Origin of the sequence: Microbacterium sp. HMH0099 (assembly GCF_049384025.1) — a bacterium.
Lineage (GTDB): Bacteria > Actinomycetota > Actinomycetes > Actinomycetales > Microbacteriaceae > Microbacterium.
The window spans coordinates 32,073-43,937 of the sequence record NZ_JBMRJR010000004.1 but is presented as its reverse complement, the minus strand read 5'-3'; the positions used below and the strand labels follow the sequence as shown (position 1 = coordinate 43,937).

The 11,865-nt window shown below is 72.7% G+C and carries 11 protein-coding genes; 9 read left to right on the top strand and 2 right to left on the bottom strand.

From position 1 onward, the window contains the following. Positions 1-3 precede the first annotated feature (3 nt). The 4 genes from ACO03V_RS10340 (at position 4) to ACO03V_RS10325 (ending at position 2,887) form a co-directional block, all read left to right on the top strand. Positions 4-312, top strand: coding sequence for a helix-turn-helix domain-containing protein (locus ACO03V_RS10340; RefSeq protein ID WP_367730595.1), 309 nt, complete (start codon positions 4-6; stop codon positions 310-312). An 18-nt stretch (positions 313-330) separates the two neighbouring features. Next, positions 331-555: a DUF3046 domain-containing protein gene (locus tag ACO03V_RS10335; RefSeq protein ID WP_367730615.1), complete on the top strand. Its 225-nt coding sequence runs from the start codon at positions 331-333 to the stop codon at positions 553-555. 224 nt (positions 556-779) lie between these two features. Further along, positions 780-1,829: a recombinase RecA gene (gene recA / locus ACO03V_RS10330; RefSeq protein ID WP_367730617.1), complete on the top strand. Its 1,050-nt coding sequence runs from the start codon at positions 780-782 to the stop codon at positions 1,827-1,829. After that, positions 1,829-2,887, top strand: a complete 1,059-nt coding sequence (locus ACO03V_RS10325; RefSeq protein ID WP_423137528.1) for a regulatory protein RecX — start codon at positions 1,829-1,831, stop codon at positions 2,885-2,887. The genes recA and ACO03V_RS10325 overlap by 1 nt, the downstream gene beginning before the upstream one ends. 15 nt (positions 2,888-2,902) lie before the next feature. Here the strand turns inward: ACO03V_RS10325 and ACO03V_RS10320 are convergent, their stop codons facing one another. After that, on the bottom strand, positions 2,903-5,512 hold the full coding sequence (locus ACO03V_RS10320; protein WP_423137527.1) for a LuxR C-terminal-related transcriptional regulator: 2,610 nt from the start codon (positions 5,510-5,512) through the stop codon (positions 2,903-2,905). A gap of 209 nt (positions 5,513-5,721) precedes the next feature. Between ACO03V_RS10320 and miaB the strand changes: the two genes are divergently transcribed. Genes miaB through dapF form a run of 4 tightly spaced genes read left to right on the top strand, consistent with a single transcriptional unit; the run spans position 5,722 to position 9,565 of the window. Beyond that, positions 5,722-7,272, top strand: a complete 1,551-nt coding sequence (gene miaB, locus ACO03V_RS10315; RefSeq protein ID WP_367730626.1) for a tRNA (N6-isopentenyl adenosine(37)-C2)-methylthiotransferase MiaB — start codon at positions 5,722-5,724, stop codon at positions 7,270-7,272. Continuing rightward, a complete protein-coding gene (miaA, locus tag ACO03V_RS10310) occupies positions 7,269-8,231 on the top strand; it encodes a tRNA (adenosine(37)-N6)-dimethylallyltransferase MiaA (RefSeq protein ID WP_423137738.1) in 963 nt (320 codons plus the stop codon). The genes miaB and miaA overlap by 4 nt, the downstream gene beginning before the upstream one ends. Continuing rightward, complete coding sequence (locus ACO03V_RS10305) at positions 8,228-8,677, top strand: GNAT family acetyltransferase (RefSeq protein ID WP_423137526.1); 450 nt, start codon at positions 8,228-8,230, stop codon at positions 8,675-8,677. Before miaA ends, ACO03V_RS10305 begins: the two co-directional genes overlap by 4 nt. Before the next feature lie 33 nt (positions 8,678-8,710). Next, the gene (gene dapF / locus ACO03V_RS10300; RefSeq protein WP_423137525.1) at positions 8,711-9,565 is read left to right on the top strand and encodes a diaminopimelate epimerase; all 855 of its coding nucleotides are present in this window, start codon (positions 8,711-8,713) and stop codon (positions 9,563-9,565) included. A gap of 3 nt (positions 9,566-9,568) precedes the next feature. Here dapF and ACO03V_RS10295 read toward each other — a convergent pair whose 3' ends face one another. Beyond that, positions 9,569-10,213: a class I SAM-dependent methyltransferase gene (locus ACO03V_RS10295; RefSeq protein ID WP_423137524.1), complete on the bottom strand. Its 645-nt coding sequence runs from the start codon at positions 10,211-10,213 to the stop codon at positions 9,569-9,571. 87 nt (positions 10,214-10,300) lie between these two features. Here ACO03V_RS10295 and hflX point away from each other — a divergent pair, with 87 nt between their 5' ends. Continuing rightward, entirely contained in the window at positions 10,301-11,818 is a 1,518-nt protein-coding gene (gene hflX, locus ACO03V_RS10290; protein ID WP_387055937.1) for a GTPase HflX, read from the top strand. Positions 11,819-11,865: the final 47 nt, after the last annotated feature.

Here is an 11,865-nt window from a genome sequence, read left to right as displayed (position 1 = left end):
CAAATGATCCTGGTTCGTCAAGAGATCGGCGAAGTCCTGCGTGACCTTCGTCAGCAGAAGGGGCGCACCCTCCGTCAGGTCGCCAGCCGCGCGAGCGTCGCGCTGGGGTACCTCAGCGAGGTCGAGCGCGGTCAGAAGGAAGCTTCGAGCGAGATCCTGGCGTCCGTCGCCGAGGCGCTGGACGTTCCCATCTCCACGATCATGCGCGAGGTCGGCGACCGGCTCTCGGTCCTCGAGGGCCTGCAGACCTTCCCCGATGTCGTTCCCGACGAGCTCGTCGCGGCGGTCGAGCCCGAGCTCTCGCTCCACTGATCGGCGGCCTGCCGACCGATGCGTCGTAGCGAATTCGATCGCGCCGTCACGGACGAGTTCGGGGCTCGAGGCGGCTACCTGGTCTCTGATCTCGTCCTGTCGGCCGTCGGGGGGCGGACGAGTGCCGAAGCCCTCGCGGCCGGCGTCGAGCCCCGCGACGTCTGGCTGGCGCTCTGTCAGGAGACGGACGTCCCGCTCGAGCGCCGCTACGGCGTGGGGCGGATCGAGCCGCGTCAGCGCTGACGGCGTGTCGTCGAATATCCGTTCGATTTCGGCGTAGTCTCCTTCACAACAGGGTTTCTTGCGAACCTGTCCCCGGAACGGGGGTGCGCCGGCGTCGATGTCGGAGGCCCTCCGTAACGTGGGCAGCGTCGAACGACACCCTGAACGCCTTGTCGGGCATCCTCATCGTCGATGGGGAGCGCGACAGCCTATAGGCGACGGAACGCGAGCAATAGGAGCACGTCATGCCCTCACCCGCAGAGCGCGAGAAGGCCCTCGAATCGGCCCTCGCCCAGATCGACCGGCAGTTCGGAAAGGGCTCGGTCATGCGACTGGGCAGCGACGACCGCGCACCGATCGAGACCATCCCCACCGGCTCGGTCGCCCTCGATGTCGCGCTCGGCATCGGCGGCCTGCCGCGCGGTCGCATCATCGAGATCTACGGTCCCGAGTCCTCCGGTAAGACCACGCTGACGCTCCACGCCATCGCGAACGCGCAGCGCGCGGGCGGTATCGCCGCCTTCATCGACGCCGAGCACGCGCTCGACCCCGAGTACGCCAAGAAGCTCGGCGTCGACATCGACGCCCTGCTGGTGTCGCAGCCCGACACCGGAGAGCAGGCCCTCGAGATCGCGGACATGCTGATCCGCTCGGGTGCCATCGACCTCGTCGTCATCGACTCCGTCGCGGCCCTGGTGCCGGAGGCGGAGATCAAGGGTGAGATGGGCGACTCGCACGTCGGTCTGCAGGCGCGTCTGATGTCGCAGGCTCTCCGCAAGCTCACCGGTGGACTGAACACCACCAAGACCACCGCCATCTTCATCAACCAGCTGCGCGAGAAGATCGGCGTGTTCTTCGGATCGCCCGAGACCACCGCCGGCGGTAAGGCGCTCAAGTTCTACGCGTCGGTGCGCCTCGACATCCGCCGTATCGAGACGCTCAAGGACGGCACGGAGGCCGTGGGCAACCGCACCCGCGTCAAGGTCGTGAAGAACAAGATGGCGCCGCCCTTCAAGCAGGCGGAGTTCGACATCCTCTACGGCGTCGGCATCTCCCGCGAGGGCAGCCTGATCGACTTCGGCGTCGAGCACGCGATCGTCAAGAAGTCCGGCGCCTGGTACACCTACGAGGGCGAGCAGCTCGGCCAGGGCAAGGAGAACGCGCGCAACTTCCTGCTGAAGAACCCCGACATCGCCGCCGACATCGAGTCGAAGATCAAGACGAAGCTCGGCATCGGCGGGGCGCCGGCGGCGGCTCCCGCCGCGGACGAGCTGGCGGCTCGTCGTCCGGCCTGATGGTCGACGGCGACGGACGAGGATCTGACCGCGGCGGGGCGCAGGACCGCCCCGCCGCGGGTCGGGGAGGCGCCGGTCGCGGTGACGACGGCCTCGCCCCGGTGATCCCGCTGTTCGGTGCGGGTGCCGCCCGGCGCCGTGGCCTCCAGCCGGACGGCGGCGACGACGACGCGGCCGTCCACGAGGGTGGCGACCGGGACCGGGACGACGACATCGCGCGCGATGCGGGTTCGGCCCGCACAGCGGCCCGGCCGGGGACGCGGACGGCGGTCGGGTCCGACGAGGACGGTGACCCCGGCGGGGACGTGGACGGCGCCAGGGCAGTGTCCGACGGTACCGACGCCGATGAACGTTCGAGGTGGCACACCACCTGGCTGCGTTCGCCGGCGCGGGCGGACCACCCCTCCGCCGGGGGAGGACCCCCGATCCGCGCGCTGCCCCAGCCGACGGACGAGGACCGTCATGCAAAGAGCCGCGCCCGGTTCCGCGATGCGACGGCGGCGGTGCACGAGGACGCTCCCGATCCGGATGAGGTCCGCGACCGTGCGGAGGCGGTCCTGCTGCGCAAGCTGCGGACGCGATCGCTCTCGCTGTCGGAGTCGCGTACGGCCCTGCGCGGGGTCGAGGGCGTCGACGACGCCCTCGTCGCCGAGCTGATCGACCGCTTCGTCGACCTCGGCTACCTGGACGACGGAGCGCTCGCCGACCAGCTCGCCCTCTCCGGGGTGGAGCGCAAGGGCCAGGGCCGACGCGCGGTCGTCCAGACCATGCTCAAGCGGGGGATCCCGCGCGACGTGGCGGATGCCGCGGTGGACGCCCTCCCGGACGACGACGACGATCGCGCCCTCGAGTTCGCACGGGGCAAAGCGCGGGCCATGACCGGTCAGGACTACGACACGGCGTTGCGTCGACTCGCCGGACAGCTGTCCAGACGCGGATACCCGTCCTCCGTCTCGCTCAACGCCGCGCGAGCTGCTCTGGCCGAGGCGGGGATCGGGCGCGCTCGTGCGTCGGCACGTCCCGCCACCGGCGTCCGCTTCACCCCCGACGAGGACTGAACCGCGCGGCTCGCGTCACATGCGCGACCGCGACGGGTCGGCGCCCCGCGACGCGTCGGCCCGAGCGACGATCCGCCCCAGGTCGGAGCGCGAGCTGGCTTCCACCTTCTGCCGCGCCTGATACACGTGCGACTCGACCGTGCGGACGGAGAGATAAAGGCGCTCCGCGATCTGACGGTTGTTCAGACCCTGGTCGACGAGCAGTGCGATCTCCCGCTCCCGGCGGGTGAGCTCGAGACCGCCGCCCGCGGCCGCCCCCGCCGCGGAGAGGGGGACCGGTGACAGCCGACCGATCGGTCCGCCCGTCGCCGTGGCCTCCGTCGGCACCCAGCGCGGGTGCAGGCGGAGCTCCTCCCGGGGGTCGCGGTCCGGACCGGAGCCGTCCCACGCCGCGATGCGCTCGCGGGTCACGGCCGCGAGCGGCAGCTCGCTATCGGCGGCGAGGAGCTCGAGCTCTTCGCGCTCGGCGTCCGACAGCTCCCCGAGGACGAGCAGCTTGAAGAGATCCCGCAGGCGCATCGGGGGGACCGCCCGGCCCCGCGTCAGCGTCGCGGCGTCGCGAGCGCGCCCGACAGCCTCCTCCCGGCGGCTCTCCGCGATCAGCAGCGTCGCCTCCACCGAGGCGCGCGCGTGCCGCAGCTGCGGGGCGTCCCCGGCCTCGACGCGGTCGAAGACCAGCCGCGCGTCCTCGACCCGGCCGGCCGCCGCGAGCGCCTCGGCGACGCCGAGCTCGGCGAGGGCGAGATCGGGTCCGGTCAGGGTGCGCGGTCCGCGACCGAGCGCGGTCTCGAGCTCCAGGAGCGCGCGCGCCGGGCGATCGAGGTTCGTGTCGGCGATCGCGGCGGCGATCCCCGCGACGGTGAGACCGACACCGTCGCCCTCGCGGGCGGCGACGATCCGCTCCGACAGCAGCCTCTGGGCGGCTCCGCCACCGTCCGCCCCTGCCAGCTGAGCACTGGACAGCAGGACGAGGATGGCGCCGAGACGGTCCAGAGTGCCCAGGTTGGTCGTGCGCGTCCGGGCGTCCAGCAGGCGTTCCACAGTGCGGAAGTGGGACTGGGCGACCGTCCACCGCCCGAGGAACGTCTCCGCCATGCCTGCGGCCGCGAGGGCGCGCAGCCGGGTGGCCGGTGCGGCCTCCAGCCGGGTGGCGAGGGTCGCGTCCGCGGCGGCGGAGATCCAGTCCATCTGCTCGCCGTGCCGCGCGGCCCGGGCGAGCACATCCTCCACCTCGGCATCCGTGCCCGCGTCCGACGCCGACAGCAGCGGCGCAGAGAAGCCGCGGTCGGCCAGCACGGCACGGAGCCGGTGCAGGCGCCGCCGCGTCACGGGGTCGAGGGTCTGCTCGTCGACGTCCGCGAAGGCGTCGCCGTCGCGCGGGTGGAGGACGGCGGTGGCGAACAGACGCTCGACGCGGAGGTCAGGGGTGTCCGCCGCCCGCTGCCCGCGAGCGACGTGCGCGAGGGCGCGTGCCACGTCCCCCGCGTCGTTGGCGGCCCGGGCGGCGTCGAGGGCGACACGCGCGCGCACCGCGGCCGGGATCTCGTCCATCTCGGCAGAGGTCGACTCGCCCCGGTGCCACCGGTCGGCCAGGGCGACGGAGATGGGCGTGCTCCACCACTCTTCGCTCTCCCGCAGCATCCGCGTGCCGGCCCGCTCCACGAGGGCGTCCACGCGCTCCGCGCCCAGCTGCCGGGCGGATTCCCTGGCGAGCAACTCGTTGGCCGTAAGACGCCGGGCGGGACTGTCGTCGGCGTACAGCAGACCGGACGCCAGCAGGGATTCCAGGACGTCCTGGGGCAGGAAGCGGGTGGCATCCACCATCGAGATATGGGGAACGCGGCAGAGGAAGGCGAGGGTCCTGCGGGAGTCCTCGGAAAGATCGGCGACGTGCAGCTCCACCGCGCCGGCGAGCCTGCTGTGCGCGGGGGGCTCGCGGACCGCGAGCAGAGGGTCCCGACCGGCGGAGGCGGCCTGCACGGCCTCCGCGACGAGCTCGCGCAGCAGACGTCGCGAGCCGTCCGCGCGCCAGACCAGGCCGGCGGTGGTCGCGGCGTCGAGCGTGGCCGAACCCGGGAAGAGGGATAGCAGGCGCTCGGCGTCCTCCGTGGTCATCTCGCGCAGGTCGTCCCGGTCGGCGAAGCCGTCCAGCCACAGCCGCATCATGACGCGGCCCACGCCCGTGTCGCCGGCGGGTGCGTGCCGGGCCCGGGCTCGGGGAACCATGACCGACAAGAGCAGAACCGCCCGGCCGCCGCTGACGGCTCGTGCAAGGGCGGTCGCCGAGGCGTGATCGAGGAGCTGGGCATCGTCCACGACGACGATGGGCGCCGGCTCGGGTGCGGCCTCGCCGGCGCGGAGCGCCGTGATGCGCGGATCCCCGGACGAGTCGAGGGCGGCGAGGGGGACGTCGCCCAGGATCGCGGACGGGCGGACCACGGCGGGGGACACCCCGCGGGAGCGCAGCTCGGTCATGATCGCCCGGACGAGGTGGCTGCGACCGCTGCCGCGCGGCCCGGCCAGGACGAGGGAGGTGCCGGAGAGGAGTCGGGCCGCCGAGGCCGCCGCGTCCCGGTCATCGCCGACGAGCGGATCGGACCAGGTCCAGGCGCGCTCGTCTCTCACAGGGTCCCTTCGTCGATGCTCGCGGGCACGCGAACGATGCGCATGGGGGGATGCGCTTCGTCAGGATAAGCGGCGGCGTCAGGTCGCGTCCGGCCGTGGCGCGCACGGAATCAACCTGTTCACGACACCCCTGCGGGGCGGCATCCCGTCCACACCTGGGGGCTCCGCCGGGGTCGTCGCGGACGGCGGCGCCTAGAATGGCTCGCATCATGACGACCCCTCTTTCCACCCCGACGCTGATCGCGCCGTCCCTCGCCGCCCAGGCCGCCGACGGTCGATCGCGCACCTACGAGGTGCGCACGTTCGGCTGCCAGATGAACGTCCACGACTCGGAGCGCCTCTCCGGCTCGCTCGAGAGCGCCGGGTACGTCCGCGCCGACGCCGGCGTCGAGGCCGACGTCGTGGTCATCAACACCTGCGCGGTGCGCGACAACGCCGCCGGCAAGCTGTACGGGACGCTGGGGCACCTGAAGTCCCGCAAGGACAAGCACGAAGGCATGCAGATCGCCGTCGGCGGCTGCCTCGCCCAGATGGACAAGGACGCCGTCCAGCAGAAGGCGCCCTGGGTCGACGTCGTGTTCGGCACCCACAACATGGGCTCGCTGCCCGGCATGCTGGAGCGGGCGCGGCACAACGGCGAGGCCGAGCTGGAGATCCTCGAGTCGCTCGAGGTCTTCCCCTCCACGCTGCCGACGAAGCGCGACTCCGTCCACAGCGGGTGGGTGTCGATCTCGGTCGGCTGCAACAACACCTGCACCTTCTGCATCGTGCCGAGCCTCCGTGGCAAGGAGAAGGACCGCCGCCCCGGCGACATCCTGAACGAGATCCGCCTCCTCGTCGAGGACGGGGCGATCGAGGTCACCCTGCTCGGGCAGAACGTCAACTCCTACGGCGTGGAGTTCGGCGACCGCCTCGCCTTCGGCAAGCTGCTCCGCGCGGCGGGGGAGATCCCGGGTCTCGAGCGGATCCGCTTCACGAGCCCGCACCCCGCGGCCTTCACCGACGACGTCATCGCCGCCATGGCCGAGACCCCCGCGGTCATGCCGCAGCTGCACATGCCGTTGCAGTCGGGGTCCGACCGCATCCTCAAGGCCATGCGACGGTCGTACCGCAGCGACCGGTTCCTCGGCATCCTGGACCGGGTGCGCGAGCGCATCCCGAACGCCGCCATCACGACCGACATCATCGTCGGGTTCCCGGGCGAGACCGACGCCGACTTCGAGGAGACGCTGCGCGTCGTCGAGGCGTCCCGATTCTCGAGCGCCTTCACGTTCCAGTACTCCATCCGCGAGGGCACCCCGGCGGCCACCATGCCCGACCAGGTGCCGAAGGCCGTGGTCCAGGAGCGCTTCGAGCGTCTGGTGGCCCTGCAGGACCGTATCTCCGCCGAGGAGAACCAGAGACAGCTCGGCCGGTCCCTCGAGGTGCTCGTCTCCACGGGCGAGGGCAAGAAGGATGCCGAGACGCACCGGCTGACCGGGCGCGCGGAGGACAACCGTCTCGTGCACTTCGAGGTCCCGGCGGGCTCGCCGCTGCCGCGTCCCGGCGACGTCGTGTCGGTCACGGTCACGCACGCCGCTCCCTTCCACCTCCTCGCCGACGCCCCGGACGGTGCGCCGCTGCGCATCCGTCGGACGCGCGCGGGTGACGCCTGGGACCGCTCGCAGGCGGAGTCCTGCGGTGTCCCGGCACCGGCGGGAGAGGCGGGGGCGCCGCGCGCGGTCTCCCTCGGCCTGCCCACGCTGCGCGTCGGCGTCTGACGGTGGTCGCGGCCGCGGCCACGGAACGGACCAGCGCCCCGCGCCTCTGGGCCGTCGTCGGTGCCACGGGGACCGGCAAGACCGGTCTCTCCCTCGACCTGGCCGAGGCGCTGGCGGAGCGGGGCCGCGCGGCCGAGGTCGTGAACGCCGACGCGATGCAGCTCTACCGCGGAATGGACATCGGGACCGCGAAGATCCCGGATGCCGGACGGCGCGGCATCCCGCACCACCTCTTCGACGCGCTCGACGTGACCGACGAGGCCGCCGTCGCCTGGTACCAGGACGAGGCGCGCTCGACGATCGCCGGGATCCACAGCCGCGGCGCCGACGCGATCCTCGTCGGCGGCTCGGGACTGTACGTGTCCAGCGTGCTGTGGGACTTCCGTTTCCCGCCTCGCGACGAGAGGCTGCGCGCCGAGCTCGAGGCCGAGCTCGAGCAGCACGGCGCGGGCCTTCTCTTCGCACGGCTCCGTGCGGCCGACCCGGCCGCCGCGGAACGCATCGACCCCCGCAACGGCCGCCGCGTCGTCCGCGCGCTCGAAGTCCTGGCGCAGGGCGGCGAGACGCACGGCGGTGCGCTTCCCGCGGCGCCGTCGTTCTGGCATCCGGAGACGACCATCGTGGCGACCGCGATCGACCGCGAGGAGCTCGTCCCGCTGCTCGACGCGAGGGTCGAGCGGATGTGGGCGGACGGCCTCCTCGAGGAGGTCGCGCAGCTGCGCGCCCAGGGGCTCGAGCGGGGCGTGACGGCCAGCCGGGCCATCGGGTACGCGCAGGCCCTCGGTCAGCTGCGCGGCGACCTCACGCGCGACGAGGCCGTGGCCGAGACGCAGGCGCTCACCCGGCGGTACGCGCGCCGTCAGGTGTCGTGGTTCCGGCGGTATGCCGGGGCCCGCTGGGTCGATGCGCGGAGAGTGGATGCCGCCGACCTGGCATCCGCGGAGGGAGAGACGCGATGACCGTCGAGATCCGGGCCTTCGCGGCCGCCGACGAGGACGCCGTGGTGGCGCTGTGGGAGGAGGCGGGGCTGACCCGGCCCTGGAACGACCCCCGCGCCGACATCCGACGGAAGCTCTCCGTGCAGCCGGAGCTGTTCCTCGTCGCCGTCGATCGCGATGCCGTCGTCGGCAGCGTCATGGCCGGGTACGACGGGCACCGCGGATGGCTGTACTACCTGGCCGCCGCGGAGTCGCACCGCGGGCAGGGCATCGGTCGCCGCCTCGTCGCGGAGGCGGAGCGGCTGCTCGAGGCGATGGGCTGCCCCAAGGTGCAGCTCATGGTGCGCCCCGACAACGCCGGCGCCCGCGGCTTCTACGACGCGCTCGGGTACGAGCCGTTCGAGATCTGGGCGACGGGCCGTCGGCTCATCGTCGACGGTCCCGGCGGACCGCCCGCCCTCGCGTGAGCGCCCTCGGCGGTCCTGCCTAGACTGGAGGGCATGGCGACTCTCGCGTTCACCAAGGGCCACGGCACGGGCAACGACTTCGTGGTGATCGCGGACCCGGACGGCGAGCTCGACCTCGCCGACGGCCAGGTCGCGGCCCTCTGCGACCGCCACTTCGGCATCGGCGGGGACGGCCTGCTCCGCGTGGTGCGCTCCGCGGCGATCGCGGAGGGGGCGGATGCCGCCGCGGCCGGCGCCGAATGGTTCATGGACTACCGCAACGCCGACGGCTCCGCGGCCGAGATGTGCGGCAACGGCACCCGCGTCTTCGCCCGCTACCTCAGCGACACCGGACTCGCCTCGCTGGACGGCGGCCTCCGCATCGGCACCCGCGCCGGCATCAAGACGCTCACCCGGAGCGAGCGCGGCTACGAGGTCGACCTGGGACCGTTCGCGATCGAGGCCGAGGAGACCCTCGTCCGTGCGAAGGGACTCCCCGTCGCCCGTCCCGGCGTGGGCGTGGACGTCGGCAACCCGCACGTCGTCGTCGCACTGTCGTCCGAGGCGGAGCTCGACGGCCTCGACCTCACCTTCCAGCCGGTCCTCGACCCGGCTCCCCGCCATGGCGCGAACGTCGAGTTCGTCGTCCCGGCCGACCCCCTCGTCCGCGAGGGCGTCGGCGCGATCAGCCTGCGGGTGTTCGAGCGCGGCGTCGGCGAGACCCTCAGCTGCGGCACCGGCGTCGCCGCCGCGGCGCTGGCCGTCCGACACTGGGCGGGCTCGGCCGCTCCGGACTCCTGGATCGTCGACACCCCCGGCGGCACGCTCGGCGTGCGCGTGTCGGAGGGTCGCGTCTACCTCTCCGGTCCGGCATCCCTCGTCTTCACCGGCGAGGTCGCCCTCGCCTGAGGCTCAGGACACGACGTCGATCGGCCCGCTCGGCGGCGAGCCGTGGCGGCGTACCCGCAGGACGCGGTAGCCGCGGCCGGTCGCGGCCCGCGTGACGCCGAAGCCGTCGGGGAACGTCGTCGCGAGCCATCGCTGCAGCGAGTCCGACCCGAGGTTCCGCTGGACGACGAACCAGCCGTCGGAGCGCTCCGCGAGCCGGGGGATCCAGTGCTCGAGCATGCCGTGCAGCTCGTTCTTGCCCACGCGGATCGGCGGGTTGGATCGGATCGTGCGGAAGACGACGTCGTCGGGAACATCCTCGGGCCGGACGGCGTTGATGTTCTGGAGGCCGTGACGCTCCGCGTTGCGCCTCACGAGGTCCAGCGCCCTCTCATTGACGTCGACGGCCCAGACGGTGGCGTGCGGTGCGTCCATCGCCAGCGTCAGTGAGATCGGACCCCACCCGCATCCCAGGTCGAGCAGGTCTCCACCGGCGGGCGGGGGAGGTGTGTTCGCCAGCAGCACCGACGTCCCGGCATCCAGACGATCCGGACTGAAGACGCCGCCGGCGGTGGTGACCTCGAGGTCGCGCCCGGCGAGGGCGACGCGCAGACGGCGGAGCTGTTCGGGACTCGACGGCGACGCGCTGAAGTAGTGGTCGCTCCCCATGCCGAAAGCGTAGCCGACGGCGACCCCGGACGCCGGGGGAGCTAAAGTGCCAACATGCCGCGGGACGCCCGCGGACGAAAGGAACACATGACCGATCAGACCACACCCCTGAGCACGGACGCGTCGCCGGTGGACCCGGTGGACCGCGTGCTCTCGCGCGCCGATGCGCATCGCGGGGTCCGGGTCTTCGGTGCTGCCCAGGCGCTCCAGGATGCCACCACCGCGTACGGCGGCGAGACCGACGGCGACCAGTGGGATCGCGAGGAGCGCGCTGCGCTGCGCCGCGTCCCGGGTCTGTCCACGGAGCTCGAGGACGTCACCGAGGTCGAGTACCGCCAGCTTCGCCTGGAGAACGTCGTGCTCGTCGGCGTCCACCCGCAGGGGGAGCAGACGGATGCCGAGAACTCGCTGCGCGAGCTGTCCGCCCTGGCCGAGACGGCCGGTGCGCGGGTGCTCGACGGCGTCCTCCAGCGCCGTCCGCACCCCGATCCGGCGACGTACGTCGGCCGCGGCAAGGCCCAGGAGCTGCGCGACATCGTCGCGGCCGTCGGCGCCGACACCGTCATCGCCGACACCGAGCTCGCGCCCAGCCAGCGCCGCGCGCTGGAGGATGTCGTCAAGGTGAAGGTCATCGACCGCACCACGGTGATCCTCGACATCTTCAGCCAGCACGCGAAGAGCCGCGAGGGCAAGGCGCAGGTCGAGCTCGCCCAGCTCGAGTACCTCCTCCCGCGACTGCGCGGATGGGGTGACTCGATGTCGCGTCAGGCCGGTGGACAGGTCGGCGCGGGCGGTGCGGGCATGGGCTCGCGCGGACCCGGTGAGACGAAGATCGAGCTGGACCGTCGTCGCATCCGCACGCGCATGGCGCAGCTGCGCAAGCAGCTGCGCGACTTCGCCCCGGCCCGCGAGGCCAAGCGGGCCGAGCGCAAGCGCCACACGATCCCGTCCGTCGCGATCGCCGGGTACACCAACGCCGGCAAGTCGAGTCTGCTGAACCGGCTCACCAGTGCGGGCGTGCTCGTCGAGAACGCCTTGTTCGCGACCCTGGATGCCACCGTTCGGCGCTCCGAGACGAGCGACGGGCGCGTGTACACGCTGACCGACACCGTCGGGTTCGTGCGCAATCTGCCGCACCAGCTCGTCGAGGCGTTCCGCTCCACGCTGGAGGAGGTCGGCGGCGCCGACGTCATCCTGCACGTGGTGGACGCATCGCACCCGGACCCGGCGGCGCAGCTGTCGACGGTGCGCGACGTGATGGGCGACGTGGACGCGGACTTCGGCCACGAGATCGTCGTGTTCAACAAGGCCGACCTGCTCGCCCCCGACGACCGGCTCGTGCTGCGCGGACTCGCGCCGCAGGCGCTGTTCGTGTCGTCCCGCACCGGCGAGGGCATCGACGAGCTGCGCGCGGCCGTCGAGGAGGCCCTGCCGCTCCCCGCGGTCGAGGTGCAGGCGGTCGTGCCCTACGACCGCGGCGACCTCGTCTCCGCGGTGCACGAGACCGGCCTCATCGTGGCGCAGGAGCACCGCGAGCAGGGCACCTTCCTCCACGCCCACGTGGGCGCCCGCCTCGCGGCGGAGCTGGAGCCCTTCGCGGCCTGACCCGAGACCACAGACCCCCGTCGATCATGCATCGGCGGGGGTCCGTG

Excerpts from the sequence above, each read along its gene's own strand:
- dapF (WP_423137525.1), top strand. The coding sequence starts at position 8,711 with ATGGCGACTCTCGCGTTCACCAAGGGCCACGGCACGGGCAACGACTTC.
- ACO03V_RS10340 (WP_367730595.1), top strand. The coding sequence starts at position 4 with ATGATCCTGGTTCGTCAAGAGATCGGCGAAGTCCTGCGTGACCTTCGT.
- hflX (WP_387055937.1), top strand. The coding sequence starts at position 10,301 with ATGACCGATCAGACCACACCCCTGAGCACGGACGCGTCGCCGGTGGAC.
- ACO03V_RS10335 (WP_367730615.1), top strand. The coding sequence starts at position 331 with ATGCGTCGTAGCGAATTCGATCGCGCCGTCACGGACGAGTTCGGGGCT.
- ACO03V_RS10325 (WP_423137528.1), top strand. The coding sequence starts at position 1,829 with ATGGTCGACGGCGACGGACGAGGATCTGACCGCGGCGGGGCGCAGGAC.
- ACO03V_RS10295 (WP_423137524.1), bottom strand. The coding sequence starts at position 10,213 with ATGGGGAGCGACCACTACTTCAGCGCGTCGCCGTCGAGTCCCGAACAG.
- miaB (WP_367730626.1), top strand. The coding sequence starts at position 5,722 with ATGACGACCCCTCTTTCCACCCCGACGCTGATCGCGCCGTCCCTCGCC.
- recA (WP_367730617.1), top strand. The coding sequence starts at position 780 with ATGCCCTCACCCGCAGAGCGCGAGAAGGCCCTCGAATCGGCCCTCGCC.
- ACO03V_RS10305 (WP_423137526.1), top strand. The coding sequence starts at position 8,228 with ATGACCGTCGAGATCCGGGCCTTCGCGGCCGCCGACGAGGACGCCGTG.